Source organism: Bacillus sp. 0102A (genome assembly GCF_036765155.1).
Taxonomy (GTDB): domain Bacteria; phylum Bacillota; class Bacilli; order Bacillales; family Bacillaceae; genus Bacillus; species Bacillus subtilis_G.
In genome coordinates, this window is sequence record NZ_JBAIZW010000007.1 from 260,290 (window position 1) to 279,384 (window position 19,095).

22 protein-coding genes are annotated in these 19,095 nt (G+C 47.3%); 13 read left to right on the forward strand and 9 right to left on the reverse strand.

The window, feature by feature from the left end:
• The first annotated feature begins 135 nt into the window (after nt 1-135).
• The 6 genes from sigY to V6D41_RS17035 are packed head-to-tail and all read left to right on the forward strand — an operon-like array spanning nt 136 to nt 3,040.
• Nucleotides 136-672: an RNA polymerase sigma factor SigY gene (gene sigY, locus V6D41_RS17010; RefSeq protein ID WP_253268674.1), complete on the forward strand. Its 537-nt coding sequence runs from the start codon at nt 136-138 to the stop codon at nt 670-672.
• Nucleotides 665-985, forward strand: a complete 321-nt coding sequence (locus tag V6D41_RS17015) for a YxlC family protein (RefSeq protein ID WP_333519016.1) — start codon at nt 665-667, stop codon at nt 983-985. Before sigY ends, V6D41_RS17015 begins: the two co-directional genes overlap by 8 nt.
• Nucleotides 982-1,188: a sigma Y negative regulator YxlD gene (yxlD, locus tag V6D41_RS17020; RefSeq protein ID WP_019259859.1), complete on the forward strand. Its 207-nt coding sequence runs from the start codon at nt 982-984 to the stop codon at nt 1,186-1,188. Before V6D41_RS17015 ends, yxlD begins: the two co-directional genes overlap by 4 nt.
• The gene (gene yxlE, locus V6D41_RS17025; protein ID WP_333519017.1) at nt 1,185-1,373 is read left to right on the forward strand and encodes a sigma Y negative regulator YxlE; all 189 of its coding nucleotides are present in this window, start codon (nt 1,185-1,187) and stop codon (nt 1,371-1,373) included. The genes yxlD and yxlE overlap by 4 nt, the downstream gene beginning before the upstream one ends.
• A gap of 6 nt (nt 1,374-1,379) precedes the next feature.
• A complete protein-coding gene (locus tag V6D41_RS17030; RefSeq protein WP_333519018.1) occupies nt 1,380-2,267 on the forward strand; it encodes an ABC transporter ATP-binding protein in 888 nt (295 codons plus the stop codon).
• Complete coding sequence (locus tag V6D41_RS17035) at nt 2,264-3,040, forward strand: ABC transporter permease (RefSeq protein WP_333519019.1); 777 nt, start codon at nt 2,264-2,266, stop codon at nt 3,038-3,040. The genes V6D41_RS17030 and V6D41_RS17035 overlap by 4 nt, the downstream gene beginning before the upstream one ends.
• On the opposite strand, the gene V6D41_RS17040 is transcribed toward V6D41_RS17035, so the two are convergent.
• A complete protein-coding gene (locus V6D41_RS17040; protein WP_333519020.1) occupies nt 3,037-4,239 on the reverse strand; it encodes an MFS transporter in 1,203 nt (400 codons plus the stop codon). The two genes, V6D41_RS17035 and V6D41_RS17040, sit on opposite strands and share 4 nt — an antisense overlap.
• 99 nt (nt 4,240-4,338) lie before the next feature.
• Nucleotides 4,339-5,982, reverse strand: coding sequence for a catalase KatX (gene katX / locus V6D41_RS17045; RefSeq protein ID WP_333519021.1), 1,644 nt, complete (start codon nt 5,980-5,982; stop codon nt 4,339-4,341).
• Nucleotides 5,983-6,110: 128 nt separating this feature from the next.
• Here katX and V6D41_RS17050 point away from each other — a divergent pair, with 128 nt between their 5' ends.
• The 7 genes from V6D41_RS17050 (at nt 6,111) to licH (ending at nt 12,461) form a co-directional block, all read left to right on the forward strand.
• Nucleotides 6,111-6,701, forward strand: coding sequence for a DNA-3-methyladenine glycosylase (locus V6D41_RS17050; protein WP_333519022.1), 591 nt, complete (start codon nt 6,111-6,113; stop codon nt 6,699-6,701).
• 28 nt (nt 6,702-6,729) lie between these two features.
• Complete coding sequence (locus tag V6D41_RS17055) at nt 6,730-6,888, forward strand: hypothetical protein (RefSeq protein ID WP_087993235.1); 159 nt, start codon at nt 6,730-6,732, stop codon at nt 6,886-6,888.
• Nucleotides 6,889-7,048: 160 nt separating this feature from the next.
• Nucleotides 7,049-8,974 (forward strand): transcriptional regulator LicR, encoded by a 1,926-nt coding sequence (licR, locus tag V6D41_RS17060; RefSeq protein ID WP_333519023.1) that lies wholly within the window; start codon nt 7,049-7,051, stop codon nt 8,972-8,974.
• Nucleotides 8,975-9,102: 128 nt separating this feature from the next.
• Nucleotides 9,103-9,411 (forward strand): PTS lichenan transporter subunit IIB, encoded by a 309-nt coding sequence (gene licB, locus V6D41_RS17065; RefSeq protein ID WP_333519024.1) that lies wholly within the window; start codon nt 9,103-9,105, stop codon nt 9,409-9,411.
• Nucleotides 9,412-9,426: 15 nt separating this feature from the next.
• On the forward strand, nt 9,427-10,785 hold the full coding sequence (gene licC / locus V6D41_RS17070) for a PTS lichenan transporter subunit IIC (RefSeq protein ID WP_333519025.1): 1,359 nt from the start codon (nt 9,427-9,429) through the stop codon (nt 10,783-10,785).
• 18 nt (nt 10,786-10,803) lie between these two features.
• Complete coding sequence (gene licA, locus V6D41_RS17075; protein ID WP_333519026.1) at nt 10,804-11,136, forward strand: PTS lichenan transporter subunit IIA; 333 nt, start codon at nt 10,804-10,806, stop codon at nt 11,134-11,136.
• Entirely contained in the window at nt 11,133-12,461 is a 1,329-nt protein-coding gene (gene licH, locus V6D41_RS17080) for a 6-phospho-beta-glucosidase LicH (protein ID WP_333519027.1), read from the forward strand. The genes licA and licH overlap by 4 nt, the downstream gene beginning before the upstream one ends.
• 31 nt (nt 12,462-12,492) lie before the next feature.
• Here licH and V6D41_RS17085 read toward each other — a convergent pair whose 3' ends face one another.
• From V6D41_RS17085 to V6D41_RS17115, 7 genes are all read right to left on the reverse strand, one after another.
• Nucleotides 12,493-13,584, reverse strand: coding sequence for a branched-chain amino acid aminotransferase (locus V6D41_RS17085; RefSeq protein WP_333519028.1), 1,092 nt, complete (start codon nt 13,582-13,584; stop codon nt 12,493-12,495).
• Nucleotides 13,585-13,725: 141 nt separating this feature from the next.
• Nucleotides 13,726-14,484 (reverse strand): SDR family oxidoreductase, encoded by a 759-nt coding sequence (locus tag V6D41_RS17090; protein WP_333519029.1) that lies wholly within the window; start codon nt 14,482-14,484, stop codon nt 13,726-13,728.
• 88 nt (nt 14,485-14,572) lie between these two features.
• A complete protein-coding gene (gene dltD / locus V6D41_RS17095; protein WP_333519030.1) occupies nt 14,573-15,751 on the reverse strand; it encodes a D-alanyl-lipoteichoic acid biosynthesis protein DltD in 1,179 nt (392 codons plus the stop codon).
• On the reverse strand, nt 15,751-15,987 hold the full coding sequence (gene dltC / locus V6D41_RS17100; RefSeq protein ID WP_003222263.1) for a D-alanine--poly(phosphoribitol) ligase subunit DltC: 237 nt from the start codon (nt 15,985-15,987) through the stop codon (nt 15,751-15,753). Before dltC ends, dltD begins: the two co-directional genes overlap by 1 nt.
• A gap of 16 nt (nt 15,988-16,003) precedes the next feature.
• A complete protein-coding gene (gene dltB / locus V6D41_RS17105) occupies nt 16,004-17,191 on the reverse strand; it encodes a D-alanyl-lipoteichoic acid biosynthesis protein DltB (RefSeq protein WP_333519031.1) in 1,188 nt (395 codons plus the stop codon).
• Complete coding sequence (gene dltA, locus V6D41_RS17110; RefSeq protein ID WP_333519032.1) at nt 17,188-18,696, reverse strand: D-alanine--poly(phosphoribitol) ligase subunit DltA; 1,509 nt, start codon at nt 18,694-18,696, stop codon at nt 17,188-17,190. The genes dltB and dltA overlap by 4 nt, the downstream gene beginning before the upstream one ends.
• Before the next feature lie 17 nt (nt 18,697-18,713).
• Nucleotides 18,714-18,863: a teichoic acid D-Ala incorporation-associated protein DltX gene (locus tag V6D41_RS17115; RefSeq protein ID WP_039075082.1), complete on the reverse strand. Its 150-nt coding sequence runs from the start codon at nt 18,861-18,863 to the stop codon at nt 18,714-18,716.
• Nucleotides 18,864-19,095 lie beyond the last annotated feature (232 nt).

The window sequence follows — 19,095 nt, forward strand, 5'->3', positions numbered from 1 at the left end:
ATGCGGATGTACAGCCAAACGTCCGAGAAGCCTGATCTGTCAATAGCTGAATAGAATTGTAAAAAAAGCTGAACGGTTTCGAATCCGGTGTCGTCTCATAAGACAGAAAAACAAAAAAAGGGGGGATCGCGGCCATTGGATACATGTGAAGAACAGCAGCTGATTCAGCAGGCGAAAGAGGGAAACGATGAGGCGTTTACAGCCCTGTTCCACTATCATTATTCTTTTTTATACAAATATTTATTAAAGCTATCCCTTCACCCTGATCTCAGCGAAGAACTTGTACAGGAAACCTTTCTGAAAGGGTACATTCATTTAAGAAGCTTCCAAGGCCGTTCCAAATTCTCCACGTGGCTGATCTCTATTGCATCGCGGCTCTATCTCGATCACCAGAAAAAGAGAAAGAGAGAATGGAAACGGAATCAGGCGGTTACGGAGGAAGCAATCCGCAAGATCAAGTGGGATGTGTCGTCGAAAGGGGCAGAGTGGAGCGAAACGCTCGATCTGTTTTCAAAGCTGGACCCTAAACTGCGCACGCCGGTTTTATTAAGGCATTACTACGGTTATACCTACGCCGAAATCGGAGTGATGCTTCAAATCAAAGAAGGCACTGCAAAGTCAAGAGTTCATAAAGGGCTTCAGCAAATCAGAAAGGAGTGGGACGATGAATAAAGAAAAGCGATCTCTTCATTTAAAATCAGAATGGCAGAAAATTGATGAAACAGCCAATCCCTCTATACCGAATCAAAAAGAACTGCTTTACCAGCTGTCACAAATGAAAGCTGAACGCAGAAGAAAACTGCTAAAAGAGATCATCTTATTTGTATTCTGCGCGCTGATGGTTGTGAGTGCGGCAATCCTGGCATTCACTCAAGCTCCCGCTGTGTTTATCGCACTTCAGGTTTGTGTGCTTGCGGTGCTGCCGCTTTTGATTACGGCAGAGAAAAAAAGACATCTTGGTGAATGCGAGGTGGAGCGCCGATGACACAAACAGAAATGATCATAACGGCTGCGGCTTATCTCATCGTATTGGCGCAGGGAATCTTTTTATTTATTGATGCGAAAAAACGAAATCGCATGGCATGGGTTTGGGGGATTGTCGGACTGATTACAGCACCGATGCCTCTGATTTGCTATTACTTTTTTGTGATTAGGCCGGACAGGAAGAAAAGGGGGATCAAGCAATGAATATTTCTTGGGAAATGATTTTGCCGCTGATTGTATTACAGTTGGTTTTGGCGGTGTTTGCCCTTATCAGCTGTATAAAAGAAGACCGGACAAACGGGCCAAAGTGGATGTGGGCAGCGGTCATTTTATGTATCAATATTATCGGGCCGATTTTATTTTTTACCGTCGGCAGAAAGCAAAGGTGATCCGGTATGCTGTCTATTGAGTCATTATGTAAATCGTACCGGCATCATCAAGCTGTAAAGAATGTCAATTTTCACGTGAAGGAAAACGAGTGTGTGGCACTATTAGGCCCTAATGGAGCCGGTAAAACCACAACGCTGCACATGCTGGCCGGACTGCTTTCGCCAACCTCTGGAACCATCAAGCTGTTAGGGGAGAAAAAGCCGGATCGTCGTTTGATCGGGTACCTTCCGCAGTATCCTGCCTTTTATTCGTGGATGACCGCAAACGAATTTTTAACATTTGCCGGGAGACTGTCAGGGCTTTCAAAGAAAAAGTGCCAAGAGGAAATCGGCGGGATGCTTGAATTTGTCGGCTTGCAGGAAGCGGCACACAAAAGAATCGGCGGCTATTCAGGCGGCATGAAGCAAAGACTCGGTCTGGCACAGGCGCTGCTCCATAAACCGAAGCTGTTGATTTTGGATGAACCGGTGTCCGCTCTTGATCCGTCCGGGCGGTTCGAGGTGCTCGATATGATGCGGGAGCTGAAGAAGCATATGGCTGTTCTGTTTTCCACACACGTTTTGCACGATGCGGAGCAGGTGTGTGATCAGGTGGTGATCATGAAAAACGGGGAGGTTTCATGGAAAGGCGAATTACAGCAGCTTAAGAACCAGCATCAAACGAACGTTTTCACCCTTACAGTGAAAGAGGAGCTGAGGGGCTGGCTTGAAGAGAAGCCTTACGTATCAGGTATTGCCTATATGAACCCGTCACAAGCTGTTTTCGAGCTGCCTGGTATACACGCTGGCCGGACATTGCTGAGTGATTGTATCCGAACGGGATTGACCGTTACCCATTTCGAACAGAAAACGGAGTCTCTTGAAGACGTCTATCTAAAGGTGGTGCACGCATGAAGGTGATGATGACTCTATTGCAAAAAGAATGGCTCGATGGGTGGAAAAGCGGCAAGCTGATCTGGCTGCCGATCGCGATGATGATCGTCGGGCTGACACAGCCGCTGACCATTTATTATATGCCGGAAATCATTGAACACGGAGGAAACCTTCCGGACGGCATGAAAATCAGTTTTACGATGCCTTCCGGGTCTGAAGTGATGGTCAGCACGCTTTCTCAATTCAACACGCTTGGTATGGCTCTGGTCATCTTCAGCGTGATGGGCAGCGTGGCGAATGAAAGAAATCAAGGCGTAACGTCGCTGATCATGTCGCGGCCTGTGACGGCAGCCCATTATATCGTGAGCAAATGGCTGACCCAAAGCGTGATCGGAATCGCGTCGTTTGCAGCTGGATACGGGCTTGCTTATTATTACGTCCGGCTGTTGTTTGAGGGCACATCATTCAGCCATTTTGCCGCAAGCCTTGGCCTTTACGCTCTTTGGATCATGTTTATTGTGACTGCCGGCCTTGCTGGAAGCACGATGTTTCGGTCTCTCGGAGCAGCCGCGGCTTCCGGGATCGGGCTGACGGCCGCGGTTTCTTTTGCTGTTTCGCTATTTCCTGATGGTGCGAAATGGCTTCCGGCTGCGCTTTGCAAGCAGGCGGAGCATATCCTTCTTCATGGAGAGCGGGCGGATTTTTTCGGATGGTCGCTCACATTCTCTATTTTGTCCATCGTGCTTCTGGCCATGTTTTCTGTGTGGCGCTTTCAGCGATATGAAAGCTATTAATTGGCCATGCTGCGCTTTTGCATGAGCATGATAAGAAAGGCGGCAAATGCCAGCGCCCCGGCTCCATAAAAAACCCCCGAAAGCCCGAAAAGCTGTGCGATTTTTCCGGCGAGAAGGGGTCCAAGGAAGATGCCCAGCGCATAAAACGATTGATAGAATCCCATGACTGACATTTTTAAACGAGCAGAACTGATATCGACGACATGGCCAAGCAGCAAAGGGAACACGAAACCGAGCGCCATCCCGATGCAGGCGTGTGTGACGCAAACCGTGAACAATGTAGCTGAAAAAGGAACGAATAGCAAACCGGCTCCGGTGACAGCAAAACTGATCAGCATCACGGAGTAAGCGATTCGCTTTGTAAAGCGCAGAAACACAAAGCATAATGTGGCGGCTGCGTGAGGGAGGAAAAAGGCACTCATCACCCAAAGCAGTTCCGCATCGTTCATTCCGAGCTGATTAATGAAAAGCGGTGTAAAGCCAAACACTGTCATAAATAACACCGCATGGGCGGTCATAGACAGGATGGTGAAAAGCTTGAGTTTCGGAAGCCGCAATGTGTCTTTGATGTATTGCGGCAAACCGATTGTGTCACGGTTCACAGGGGGAGCCGATGGGTCTTTAATAAAGCAGCATATCACCAGACCGGCGGACGAGGCAACGAGCGCCATCCAAAACGGAACCTGCCTGCCTAAGTGGGCTGCCGCAAGCCCGCAGAACACAATGCTGACAAACTGAGGCATGACGGTGAAAAACTGCATGATGCCCATTGCTTTTGAGGCATTGCCATTGTTGAAATAATGCGCGTATAAAATGGTCGCCATGACCCACATAGAGGCAGTGATCCCTGCCAACAGCCGGGCGGCCAGCACGAAGAAGAAAGAATCAAACAGCAGAAAAAGCAGGCTGCTGAGGATGGAAAACCCAAACCCGGCAATTAACAATTGCTTGCGCATAGAAAACAGGATGTCTGACAGAAGGCCCAGCGGGAATCGCAAAAGGATTTGCGTAACCCCGTAGCTGCCGAGAATGATGCCGATGGCGCCATATGAAAAGTGCAGGCCCTCCAAATACAGGCTGAATACAGGCACATAAATATAGCCTGAAAACCAAAAACAAAATACCATGCATAAGAAAACGGCGTGATCTAAAGCGCCGATTGTTTTTTTCTGAGACATCATGTCCTGCTGTAATTCCATCTTTCCTCTCCACCCTTTTCTTCCAGTACAACACAATTGCTGAAAGCGTTTCAATAGAAAAATAAAAAACAGGACTTCCAAAAGCCCTGTTCGCTGTTTTTAATACGGGTCAGACGGATGACTTTCCTGTTCAGCCTGCATTGTAGCCTGTTCAGTCTCTGTTGTGCCGATCGGTCCGTTGCTGTTGTTTTCGGTGGCTTTTTTCAGCCCTTCCGCCACGCGTTTTCCGTAGTCGGGATCAGCTTTTGTGAAATTTTCAATCATCTGATCCTGAATTTCTTTTCGGCATGTGGAAAGGGTATTGACCAGATTCGTGATCAATTCGTTCCGTTCAAATTCAGAAAATCTCCGGTAGGTCTCCCCGGCCTGGCCGAAGTTGTTCGTTCTGTCGATCGCTTCACGCTTTACATCACCTTCGACATGCGGCGTATGATCTTTGCCATCCTGCTTCGCTTCCGTCAGCCCGCCCATAATTGATGGCTCATAGTTGACGTGCGGGTTTTGGCCTTCTGCTCTATCGGTCCGGTATAGCATTTGCCCGCCTTCCTGGTTGGTGGCGACATGCTTTTTCGGCGAGTTAATCGGGAGCTGCAGGTAATTTGCACCTACACGGTAGCGCTGTGTATCAGAGTAGGAAAACGTCCGCCCCTGTAGCAGCTTGTCATCTGAGAAATCGAGGCCGTCAACAAGCACTCCTGTTCCGAATGAAGCTTGTTCCACTTCCGCATGGTAGTTTTCCGGGTTTTTGTTAAGTACCAATTTGCCGATTGGCTTCCATGGGAAATCATCTTTATACCAAAGCTTTGTCGGATCGAGCGGATCAAAGTCCAGTTCAGGATGCTCATTATCGCTCATAATTTGGGCATACACTTCCCATTCCGGATAATCGCCATTTTCAATCGCTTCATATAAATCCTGTGTTGCATGGTTAAAGTTTTTCCCTTGAATCTCTTCCGCTTCCTTCTGTGTCAGGTTGCGGATGCCCTGCTTCGGTTCGAAATGATATTTCACGAGAACGGCCTTGCCCTCCTCATTCACCCATTTATAGGCGTGTACGCCCGAACCCTGCATGTGCCGGTAGTTGGCCGGAATGCCCCAAGGCGAAAACAAGAAAGTGATCATATGTGTCGCTTCAGGAGATTGGGAAATGAAATCGAAAATACGTTCACCATCTTGGATGTTGGTCACTGGATCAGGCTGAAATGCGTGCACAAGATCCGGAAATTTCAGCGGGTCACGGATAAAAAAGATTTTCAGGTTGTTCCCGACCAAATCCCAGTTTCCGTCTTCGGTATAAAGCTTCACGGCAAAACCGCGCGGGTCTCTCAATGTTTCGGGTGAGTGTTTACCATGATTCACCGTAGAAAAACGGACAAATGCCGGCGTTTTTTTGCCTTTATCCTGAAAGAGCTTGGCCCGGGTGTACTTTGAAATAGGTTCGTCTCCAAAGCTTCCATACGCTTCAAAATACCCGTGTGCACCCGCTCCTCTGGCGTGGACAACCCGCTCCGGGATGCGTTCACGGTCAAAGTGGCTGATTTTTTCGAGAAAATCGTAGTTCTCAAGTGTTGTAGGCCCTCTGTTCCCGACCGTTCTCACATTTTGGTTGTCAGTGACAGGGTGCCCCTGCCTGTTCGTCAAAGTATCCTCTGATTCGTTTTTCCCGGATGTCTTATGAGAAAGCATATCCTCGCTGCTTTGGGCATTTGTTCCGTGATGCTTGTTTTGGTGCTCATCTTTCATTGGTTGACCCTCCTTTTTTGAACGATAACAATATGCCCTGAATGGAAAGATTTTAAAACAGCCGTTTTTCTTCATCAGGTTGGGGAATGGTACAATGTAAAAAAATCGGTAAAAGGAGAGGTCGATTCGTGACGAGAGAAAGACATCCGCTGCCCATCACGTTTTATCAAAAAACCGCCCTTGAGCTTGCCCCGGCGCTTCTCGGCTGCCTTCTGGTTAAAGAGACAGACGAAGGCACTGCGTCAGGCTATATTGTGGAAACAGAGGCCTATATGGGAGCTGGAGACAGAGCGGCCCACAGCTTTAACAACCGCCGGACGAAGCGGACTGAGATTATGTTTGCGGAAGCTGGGCGGGTGTATACATACGTCATGCACACCCATACATTGCTGAATGTCGTTGCCGCAGAAGAGGATGTGCCGCAAGCGGTACTAATCAGGGCGATTGAGCCCCATGAAGGGCAGCTGTTAATGGAGGAGAGAAGGCCGGGCCGACGTCCGAGGGAATGGACAAACGGACCTGGAAAGCTGACGAAAGCGCTTGGCGTCACGATGAATGACTACGGACGCTGGATCACGGAACAGCCCCTTTACATTGAAAGCGGGTACACACCGGAAGAAATCTCAACCGGCCCGCGCATCGGCATTGACAACAGCGGAGAGGCCCGCGATTATCTGTGGCGTTTCTGGGTGAAGGGAAATAGGTACGTGTCGCGTTAGCATGTTTATGCAAAAGACAATCAGGGGAATGGTTGAGAAAAAAGAAGGGAGAATCGGAGCTTTGAAAAAGATGATCAAAACCGTTATCAAATGGGCGCCGCTCATTTACCCGATTGTACGAAAAATCATGAAGGATCGGAAGGCATCAAAACAAAAGAACACGTCTTCATCCCGAACAGCCGGCTGAACCCGGCTGTTTTTTTATGGGTCCGTTTTCCCTCTTGTCCTCCCGATGTTCATTGACTTGCCATTCTCTCCATTATAGAATTTATATACATTTCATTCCTTCACCATCCTTTCTGCCTATTGACTTTATCCCTGCATCTACTTGATAGGAGGTTTTTCTCATGCTTCATGGGCGACTTCGTGATATTCTGCGCTTGCTGATGGCGGCTGAATCCCCGGTGACTAGCTCGTTTTTTGCCGCGCAATTAAACGTAACGACGCGGACGGTCCGCAATGATATAAAGGAACTGCAAGGTGTGCTGAACGGTCATGGCGCCTTGGTCCAATCGGTAAGAGGCTCCGGTTACAAACTCAGCATTCATGATGAGCAGACATTCAGAACGCTGCTGCAAGATGTATTTCAGCAAAAAAAGGGCCTGCCGGTGTTGCCGGAGGAGAGAATGGTTTATCTTATGAAACGGCTGCTGCTGGCGGAGCATTACCTCAAGCTCGATGAATTGGCTGAAGAACTATTTATCTCAAAATCTACGCTGCAAACGGACTTAAAAGAAGTAAAGAGACGGCTGGTGCCTTACCGCATCGTCATGGAAACACGACCGAATTACGGCTTCAAGCTGCGCGGGGACGAGGTGCAGATGAGATATTGTATGGCTGAGTACATTGTCGATGAAAGAGAAACGGAGATTGATGTTCTGAATGAAAAGACTAATATTTTGCCGAAGGAAGAAATTGAGATCATCCGTTCCGCCATCCTGAAAAAAATGAAAAACGACCGCATTCCTCTCTCTAACTTGGGACTGAATAACCTCATCATCCATATCGCCATCGCTTGTAAACGAATCAGAACGGAAAACTATGTCTCTCTTTTCCCGGAAGATATGGATCATATCCTGCATCAAAAAGAATATCAGGCTGCAAAAGCCATCGTAAAAGAGCTGGAATCAGCTCTCGTCGTTACATTTCCGAAAGACGAGGCGGCCTATATCGCCATGCATCTCCTCGGCACAAAACGAATGACACAATCCCAATGCGGGGAAGACACATTTTCAATAGACGAAGAAACCGATCAGCTGACTTTTGCTATGATCAAGGCCGTTGATCGTGAACTGAAGCTCGGCATTCTGCATGACAAAGAGCTGAAAATTGGCTTGGCGCTGCATGTGAAGCCGGCGATCAGCCGCAATCGATACGGCATGAACCTGCGAAATCCGATGCTGGCAGCGATCAAGGAACATTATCCTCTCGCTTTTGAAGCCGGAATCATTGCGGGAATGGTGATAAAGGAAGAAACGGGCATTGACATTCATGAAAACGAAATGGGTTATCTGGCCCTCCATTTTGGCGCCGCGATTGAACGAAAAAAAACAGAAAGACCGCCGAAACGCTGTATCATTGTGTGTGCATCAGGTGCCGGGAGCGCTCAGCTTCTGCGTGAAAAACTCCGTTCCCATTTCGGCAAGCGGCTCGATATTCTGGGAACTGCTGAGTATTACAGTCTTGACCAGATATCCTATGAATCCATTGATTTTGTCATCAGCACCATCCCGATCAAAAAAGAGCTGCCTGTACCAGTGCTGAAGGTCAACACACTCTTGGGCGGAACCGACTTTACAAAAATAGAATCCATTCTAAGGGATGAAAAAGAAAAAGCGGTCCGCTACCTGAAAAAAGACCTCGTTTTCTTCCAGAAGGATCTGCGCTCAAAAGAAGAAGTGATTCAATTTTTAGGGCGGAAAGCGGTTGATTGCGGCTATGCAGATGATGAACTCATCGCTTCCATTTTTGAACGAGAAGCCATGTCGCCAACGTGCTTTGGCAATCTTGTTGCCATCCCGCACCCGCTCGTTCCGCAGACGAAAACAACGTTTTGGGTGGTTTGTACGCTGAAAAAACCGATAGATTGGGAGAGTCAGCGTGTTCAATTTGTTTGTCTGCTTTGTGTTGAAAAGGAGAACAAAGCGGATTTGCAAAGCATGTACAAATTGCTCGGCAGCATGTTGGATGACCCGTCGGCGGTAAACCAGCTGATCAAATGCCGTTCGTATCAAGAGCTTTCGGAAGTGTTTGACCAAAAAATGCTGAGCTGACAGCCTGTATATACCTTTTTTCCGTTTCCTGCGGAAAAACCTTGAGTGTTTATGAAAGCGATTTCATAATATGATGATATCAACAGCAGGACATGACAAAATTGATCAAACTCTAGGAGGTCTTTTACATGAATATATTACTCGTTTGTGCAGCAGGCATGTCTACCAGCTTACTGGTGAGCAAGATGGAAAAAAGTGCGCAGGAACAAGGAAAAGACTATACCATTTGGGCAGTTTCAGGGGATTCTGTACAACAACATATTAATAAAGCGGATGTATTGCTTCTCGGCCCGCAAGTCCGTTATATGCTTCCGCAGCTGAAAAAATTAGGAGAGGCAAAGGGGGTTCCGGTAGACGTCATTAATACCGTCCATTATGGCACGTGCAACGGGGCGGAAGTGCTGAAATCGGCTGAACAGCTTGGACATGTGTCATAGAGAGGGGCGGGCTATGTGAATAAAGTCAATCAGATCTTAGAAGAAAAGGTCATGCCTATAGCGGGAAGAATTGCGGGCCAGCGTCATTTGCAGGCGCTGCGTGATGGTATCATTCTCACGATGCCGCTGATTATCATCGGTTCCTTTTTCCTCATCATCGGCAACCTCCCGATCCCGGGCTACGCTGAGTTTATGGCCAAAACGTTTGGAAGCTCCTGGTCTGAAAAACTGGCTTACCCAGTTGACGCCACCTTTGAAATTATGGGTCTTGTCGCCGCGTTCGGCATCGCCTACCGGCTCGCCGAGAAATATGGTGTGGATGCCTTGTCGGCCGGAGCTATTTCACTTGCGGCATTTTTGTTAGCGACACCGTATCAAGTGCCGTTTACGCCTGATGGTTCGACGAAAGAAATCATGGTCGGCGGCGGAATTCCGCTAACACTCATGGGAAGCAAAGGTCTGTTTGTCGCCATGATTATCGCGATGGTATCAACTGAGATTTACCGCCTCATTATCCAGCGCAATTTGGTCTTCAAAATGCCGGACGGTGTTCCCCCGGCAGTCAGCAAGTCATTTGTCGCGTTAATTCCCGGCTTTGCCGTCATCTTCCTGATTTGGGCAGCCCGGCTGATTGTTGAAGCGACACCGTTTGAAAGCCTTCATAATATTGTAAGCGTTCTACTGGGGACGCCGCTTTCTATTCTTGGCGGAAGCCTCGGAGGCAGCCTTGTCGCTGAAGCCGTCAAAATGCTTTTATGGGCCTGCGGTCTTCATGGAGCAAACATTGTTGGCGGCGTCATGGCACCGATTTGGTACGGCGCCATGGATGCCAATAGGATTGCCTTCCAAGCCGGTGAGGAGCTGCCTAAGATTTTCACCCAGCAATTTTTTGATATCTGGATTAATATCGGCGGAAGCGGCGCAACTTTGGCGCTGGTTGTCACGATGTTCCTGCGCGCCCGAAGCAAACAAATGAAGCAGCTCGGAAAGCTTGCGATCGGGCCGGCCATCTTCAATATTAACGAACCGATTATTTTCGGAATGCCGATCGTCATGAACCCGATGCTTTTACTTCCGTTTATCATCACGCCGCTTGTCACAGTGACACTCACATACATCGGAATGAGCACCGGGCTTGTCGCCAAACCGGCGGGGATCGCAGTGCCGTGGACCATGCCGCCAATCTTTTCAGGCTATTTGGCGACAGGGGGGAAAGTCTCAGGTGCGGTCATGCAAGCCATTAATCTCGCCGTATCCTTTGTTGTCTACTATCCGTTTTTCAGAATGTGGGATAAACAGAAGCTGAAAGAAGAAAACGATCTAGAGCTGGCCCAAACGCCTGCAGCATCAGATGACAAAGAAGCGGCTCTGTAGAGAAAGGAAGTGAATCGCGTGAATGAGAAAATGGAGCAAATCATTTTTCAAATCATCCTTCACGGAGGAAACGGAAGGAGCTCCGCAATGGAGGCCATTGCCGCTGCGAAAAGCGGTGACGCAGAAGAAGCGCGGAACAAGCTTCAAGATGCCGCAGAAGAATTGTCAAAAGCCCATCACTATCAGACAGAGCTGATTCAAAATGAAGCGGGCGGAGAAAAAACGGAAATGACGCTTCTGATGGTTCATGCACAGGATCATTTAATGAATGCGATGACAGTGAAGGACCTGGCGGCGGAGATCATTGAGTTATATGAAAAAGTCACCGAGCAAAGGGGAGCAAGCATATGACAAAAGGATTAAAGATTGTAACGATTGGCGGAGGTTCAAGCTACACGCCAGAGCTAGTGGAGGGATTGATTAAACGGTATGAGGAGCTGCCTGTCCGTGAATTATGGCTCGTCGATATCCCTGAGGGCGAAGAAAAACTCAATATTGTCGGCACGCTCGCCAAACGGATGGTTGAAAAAGCCGGTGTCCCGATTGACATTCATCTTACGCTCGACCGAAGAAAAGCGCTGAAAGACGCAGACTTTGTCACGACTCAATTCCGCGTCGGACTTCTGCAGGCAAGAGCCAAGGATGAGCGCATCCCATTAAAATACGGCGTCATCGGCCAGGAAACGAACGGCCCGGGAGGCCTGTTTAAAGGATTGCGCACGATTCCGGTCATCCTTGAGATCGCAAAGGACATAGAAGAGCTCTGCCCGAACGCATGGCTCGTTAACTTCACAAACCCTGCCGGCATGGTGACAGAAGCCTTGCTTCGTTACTCCAACCTGAAGAAAGTTGTCGGTCTCTGTAATGTTCCTATCGGCATTAAAATGGGTGTTGCCGAAGCGCTTGATGTAGATGTGGACCGCGTAGAAGTCCAATTCGCCGGATTGAATCATATGGTGTTCGGGCTGGATGTCTTCTTGGACGGCGTCAGTGTGAAGGATCAAGTCATCGAAGCAATGGGTGATCCGAAAAATGCGATGACGATGAAAAACATCTCAGGCGCAGAGTGGGAGCCGGAATTTTTAAAAGCGCTCGATATCATCCCTTGCGGCTACCACCGGTACTATTTTAAAACAAAAGAGATGCTGGAGCACGAACTGGAAGCATCACAAACGGAAGGCACTCGCGCTGAAGTGGTGCAGAAGGTCGAAAAAGAGCTATTCGAACTCTACAAAGACCCGAACCTTGCGATCAAACCGCCGCAGCTGGAAAAACGGGGCGGCGCTTACTACAGCGATGCCGCGTGTAATTTAATCAGCTCCATTTACAATGATAAACACGATATTCAGCCGGTAAACACGATCAATAATGGTGCGATAGCCAGCATCCCAGACGATTCCGCGGTTGAAGTGAACTGCGTGATGACGAAAAACGGCCCTCAGCCAATTGCTGTCGGCGACTTGCCGGTATCTGTCCGGGGCCTCGTCCAGCAAATCAAATCCTTTGAACGTGTCGCGGCAGAAGCGGCTGTCACAGGCGACTACCAAACAGCGCTCCTCGCCATGGCGATTAACCCGCTCGTTCCGTCCGACACGGTCGCTAAACAGATTTTAGACGAAATGCTTGAGGCGCATAAAAGGTATCTGCCGCAGTTCTTTAACAAGATTGAAGCATAGAAAAGCCGGCCTTCAGTGGGCCGGCTTTTTCTTACTTGCTTTCAGTCAGCGCTGCGACCTCGGTCGTCCATCCGAATTCGTCTGCGACAGCGCCTTTTTGAATGCCAGTAATCGTGTCATATAGTTTTTTGGCGATTTTTCCTGTTTCACCGTTGTTAATCGACAGTGTTTCATCCTGCCAGATCAGCTCGCCGACTGGAGAAATAACAGCCGCTGTACCGGTTCCGAAAGCTTCTTCAAGGATGCCGTCTTGATGGGCTTGGATGACCTCGTCGATCGCAATTTTCCGTTCAGAAACTTGAAGGCCCCAATGCTTTAGCAAGGCGATGACTGAATTGCGCGTAATGCCTTCCAGGATGCTTCCGTTCAGCATCGGCGTTACGATTTCACCGTTGATTTTGAAGAAGATGTTCATGCTGCCGACTTCTTCGATGTATTTCTTCTCAATCCCGTCCAGCCAGAGCACTTGAGAAAATCCTTTCTCTTCGGCTACCTGCTGCGCTTTTAAGCTTGAAGCGTAGTTTCCCGCGGTTTTGGCATTTCCCGTTCCGCCTTTTACCGCACGGACAAATTCATTTTCAACAGCGATTTTGACCGGCTTGATGCCTTCTTTATAATAAGAGCCGACCGGAGAGAGAATGATAAATAGTTTATACGTATGAGATGCCGCAACACCGAGAAAAGGCTCGGTTGCGATGATGAACGGACGGATATAAAGGGACGTGCCCTCCGCATTCGGAATCCAGTCTTTATCGATTGCGACAAGCTGTTTTAAACCTTCGAGAACCTGTTCTTCATCGATTTCCGGGATGCAGAGTCGGTCGTTTGATTGATTCAGGCGCTCCATATTTTTTTCCGGTCTGAAAAGCAGGACATGGTCATTCTCTGACACGTAAGCCTTTAACCCTTCAAACACGGTTTGGCCGTAGTGATATACCATTGCGGCCGGGTCCATTGAAAAGGGTTGATAAGGAATGATTCTCGGATCGTACCATCCTTTATCTGCCGCATAGTCCATTACAAACATGTGGTCTGTAAACACTCTTCCGAACGAAAGCTGATTAGGATCTGGTTTCGGTTTTTTTGTTGATGTCAATTCAACGTGAATCGTATGTTTAGTCATGGTCAATCTCCCTGCTGTTAAATTGTTTATATTATCAAACTTATTTGAAAATAATTTATATTCTATTGTATACCTTCAACAAATATTCGCAATAGGTTTGCTCAAATTTGTAAGAAATTCATAAGAAAAAAGCAGGAGAAATTAATTCTCCTGCATGTTCATTTGTTCGAACACCCTGTCATAATCGGCGCGAGTGGCGTTTCGAAGACCTTCAACACGTTCATTTGTAATCTCTTGTTTGCCTTCTTTCAAGCGGTCCAAGAAATATTGAACATATTCTTCAGCTGAAATGCCACGGTACGTCAGGCCTTGTTTATCGCGTGACTTTTGGTTTAATCCCGTGTCCACCATAGGAGGCGCCATTTCAATCACTTCCACGCTCGTATCGCGAAGCTGGTGTCTGAGCGTAAGCGAGAACGAGTGCAGCGCCGCTTTTGTTGCGCAGTACACTGGATAAACAGCTAAAGGGTTAAACGCAAGCCCCGACGTGACCTGAACAATTGCCGCCTCGGATTGCTTCATCAAATGAGGTGTGAAAAGGGCTGATAAATGGACAGGCGCTTGGAAATTAAGTTCAATTTCATCTCCGTCCACAAAAAGCTCCTCAGTCCCTTTGGCAAAGTCGATTTCCTTTTGAATGCCCGCGTTGTTGACGAGAACATTCAGCTCCGGAAATTCCTTTAGAGCCCATTCAAACAAAGCTTCCCGCTGCGAACGGTTTGCAACATCACTTTGCTTTGTGTGGATGTTTGGGAGCTGCTGTTTCGCTTCCTTGAGACGCGCTTCGCTGCGTCCGCAAATGATGACTTCACTGCCGAGTTCCAAAAGCCGCTTGGCCAGTTCAAGCCCGATGCCCGCGGAACCGCCTGTGATTAAAACTGTATTGCCTGTCATCTTCATGGATGTAACACCTCTAATTCAGTTGGCTGTGATTCCTTTACTATTTCAAATCTGAGCAGGAAATATGCAGCCGCGTCCTATGAGATGCTCAGGACGAAGTGACTTTTCCGGTTTTATAAAATTCGTCAATCGCTTTATCGACATACACCCAGCCTTTCCAGCCGATGTGAATGGTATCTTTCATGAAGTACGGGTCATGTTCATGCCCTGAAAAATCAGCAATCTGGAAGCCCTTCGCTTTAATCTGTTTATTCACCTTTTGGTAATAGTCAGTGCGGCCTTTTTTCGGAAAGCCTGTGTAGTCGTACCATTTTCCGTTAACAGGGATAGTGACAAACATAGGTTCTGCTCCCGCATCCTTCAGGATATCAAGCATCAGCTCGAAATCACCGTATTCCGGTGACACCGCATACGATTTTCCTTTGTTTTTCCCTTTCAGCTTAGGCACTTTCGGTTTTAGCTTTTTATAAACAGGGTTGTCGATGTAAAAATCGTTAGACCCGGAGTGGCGTTTGCCGGATTGTTCTGCGAGTTTATTTAATTCAGTCCATGACTTATCCTTTACTGACTGTGAGATATGCCGCTTTGGACCGGATGATTCCGTCGCTGAATAATACAGGTCTTTCTTTTCCAGCATGCTGTAATACACTTTTGCCGCCGGCTTTAGCGCGTTCACTTTCCACGTCTGCCCGTTTACGATTGCTTTGTACAGCTCGGAAAGAATTGCATCGTTTTGCACGGCCTTAAAGCGCAGCATGCGTTTCATCATTTTCTTTTTCACATCGGGGTCGACCTGCTCGTTAAACGCCAAATCAAGCCCTTGCAGCGCTGAATAGTTCGGCGCGAAATGCTGTTCATCAGACCCGCGCTTAATAAACCATTGCGGAGACACGATGAATACGATTTTTTTGCCCTTCAACTGATCCATATGGGCAGCGAAGTTTAAAGAATGAATCAATGACTGTGATCCGCCTTTGCCGACAAGGTATGGCGTGAACCCCTCATTGTTCACCTGAAAATAGTTAGATGGATGGAATTCGTCCAGCCGGGAAAGCTCAGAAGATCCGTAAATCGGAAGATATGCCGGATCTTTGAGCATCTGGTCTTGTAAATAAAGCCCTTGAAACATACTTGGGTTCAAGGCTGTTGCTGATTCTTTCACCCGCTTATCGGTGATGAAGCCTGACAGCCATGAAGATGGAACTGCGATGGCGCCTGCGAATAGAATAAACGCCAAAATAATTGGACCGAAAAAACGCTTTTTCATTATTTCAACTCAGACAGCTGATTTACAATGTTGTTAGGTGTATTCCATACATCCCGGTCAAATTCAGTGATCGGCACTAAAATATCAAAACGGTTTTCAATCGCAAGCAGCAATTCTACTGTTCCAAAAGAATCAAGCAAACCTTCTTCAAAAATTTCAATATCAGGATTTTCCTTTACGATGTCATCCTGGCAAACCTCTGCTAAAACGTCTAATACCTCTTGTTTAAATTCCATAGCTTTCTAATCTCCTTTAATGGTGGTGATGAAATAGTTTTCCTGAGAAAATATAAAATCCGAAGCAAACGAAGTGGAACGTGATCACAATCGCGAGAACGGTTGTCCAGCGGTTGGACGGAAGCCATTTGTATTTCTTATTCCACTTCTCGAAAAAGTTGTAACACGTCATCAGCACGGCGTGATAGAGGCCGTAGATGATATATTGCGGGGCAAGCCCGTGCCAAACCCCCATCAGCATAAACAGCAGGAAATACCCGATGTTTGAGACGGCCATACGGTTTTTGATCCACTTTTTCTTTGTCATCCAAAATACAAATCTCATAAACACATAATCTCTGAACCAGAATGACAGAGACATATGCCAGCGGTTCCAGAAATCTTTAATATTTTTACTGATAAACGGTTTATTAAAGTTTTCAGGTGATTTAATGCCCATTATATAGCTGACCCCGACGGCAAACATTGTGTAGCCGGCGAAATCAAAAAATAAATACATGCTGTAGCCGTACATGTACAGGAGGTTCCCAAGAATCTTATTGTGCGTGATCGCGGGAAGATTCATGATGAAGTACGTGTTGATTGCGTAGCCGATAATAAACTTGTACAGGAAACCGATAAAGATTTTATGAATCCCTGTATACAATAGATCGGCGTATTCTTCTTTCGTCCAAGCCTTCTGTTCATCCTTGACGAACCGGCGGTATCTGTCGATCGGGCCGGAGGAAATCGTCGGGAAAAACAGGATAAAATACAGCAGGCGGTGTAGCGGCAGCTGTTCCTTCAGCAGACCGTCTCTTGCTTCCATAATCAGCTGAATGCCTTTAAAGGTTAAATACGAAATCCCTAAAAAGCTGATCAGATTATGTGGCGGGTGGTGCGGCTGCGGGTGTGAAAGAAACGGCCATATTTTTGACAAGAATAAAGGCAGAATCGACGCGATCACAGCTCCGCAAAAGACAAAGCCGCTATTCGCTTTCTGCCTGTATGCCAAGTAGCCGCTGATCAGGAGCACCTGCCATATCGTAAACAGACACAGTGCGATGACCCCGTGTAAGTCGTGCGAAAAAATTAAAGCCAATATAATGATAGATATGAACATGTTGTATGCTTGAAATCTTTTTCCGTTCAGGCCGAGAATGATCGTCGGCAGAAGAAGAATGCCAAGCAGTATAAAGAATAAAAACGAGCTGTAAGGCGTCATACAAGAACCTCTTCGCCGATGCGTTTCCGGTCAATTTTGCCGTTAGCCGTCATTTGAATGTGATCTTGGTAAATGAATTTTCTCGGAATCATATACGCCGGAAGGGAAGCGGCAAGCTCTTTTTTAATGGCGCTTGTCAGCTGGAATTCCTTCTGGAACTCATGCTCCTCAGGCACAATAGCCGCGATCAAATATTCGACTGTTCCGTTTGGCTGATACGGAATCACGACAGCAGAGCGAACGTACTGAGACTGTCTGACATGGACCTCGATTTCCTCGAGCTCCATTCGGTAGCCGTGAAGTTTAATTTGGAAATCCAAACGTCCTTGGCAGAAAATCTGACCATCTTGAATATAGCCTGCATCGCCAGTCCGGTATGCCCACTGGCCTTGATAAGAGAAAAACGCTTTATCCGTCAGTTCAGGTTCGCCAAGGTAGCCTCGGCTTACGCTCGGCCCTGCAATGACGATCTCTCCTTTTTCTCCATCAGGAAGCGGCTGTCCCTGTTCATCCATAATGAAAATGTTCATATCTGGCTTAGCGAAGCCGACGGGAAGCGACTCACTGTGGCTTATGACGTCATCCGTAATCTCAACGGATGTGACAGCTACTGTTGCTTCGGTCGGACCATACGTATTAAAGATGTTTGCTTTCGGAAAACGCTCAAGTAGCGCTTTTGCAACAGAAACCGGGAGTACCTCTCCGCAGAACATAAATGTGTCCGCATGAGGCAGCAGGTCCTGTGAAAAACCCGGGTCCATCAGACACATCTGCACAAAGGAAGGCGTTGAAGTCCACACATTCAGCCCGGACTTCTTCAGCTCCTCGAATAAGATTTTCGGCTTATTCACAGCATCCTTTGTCACGCAGTGTAAAGTCCCGCCTGATTGAAGGCACGGATAAAGGTCCATAACAGATAAATCAAATGAAAACGGCGCTTGGTTTAAAAATGTTTTTCCTCCGCTGACTGGAAAATCTGCACAAATCCAGTCTGTGAAGCTTTGAAGATTCGCGGCGGAAATCTGCACGCCTTTCGGATTTCCTGTGCTTCCGGAAGTGTAAATGATATAAAACGTTTCGTGTTCCTTGACCCATTGACCTTGGCTGACAGAGCCGTCTTCGTTTTCCAGCAGTTCTTCTGCTGAAACCGTCTGAACTTGGTAGCTGTCTGTAATTGAAAGTCCGGCTGCATGGATCAGCAATTCTGCTCCAGAGCTTTCGATAATTTTCGCGATCCGCTCGGACGGAATCGACAGATCAATCGGAATATAAGGGTGTCCCGCTTTGACGCTTCCCAAGAAGGAAACGATCATGTGCGGCTCCATATGGCCGTACACAAGGATAGGGGCTTTCTTTTCCCCGGAAAAGCGTTGTTGGATCGCGGCAGCCGCACGGTCAGACTGCTCCCATAATTCCTGATACGTGAGCGACTGGCCTTGAGAGCGGAAGACAACGGTTTGCGGATAAGATTCCGCATGTGTTTGAATAGCATGTAAAAGTTTCATCTTTATTCTCTCTCCAATTAGAAATCGTTATAAATATATGAACCGGTGTTCGCGGTGTGAAAACCATACATAAAAAACAAAACAAGCAGTATTATCAAATAAAAACCTGTATGACATGTCCACTTGACAGCGGGCTTTTCATACAGCTGTTTCATCAATTGCAGCATATCAAAAGTCCTTTCCCGTTTTTTCGACAATCACATGAGTATTTGACGATTAGATGCTCAAAAAGTTTCATTTTTTCCCTAAACTCCTCAAATAAATATATCGGCATTTTGCTATTGAAAATGAATCTTTATACCCGCTAGGGCAAGAATGAATTGTCTGGGGCTGGTTCATTATAAAAGGAAAAGGTAGAAGGAGTAAAAATGATCTTTTTAACTTTTAAAAAGCGTAATG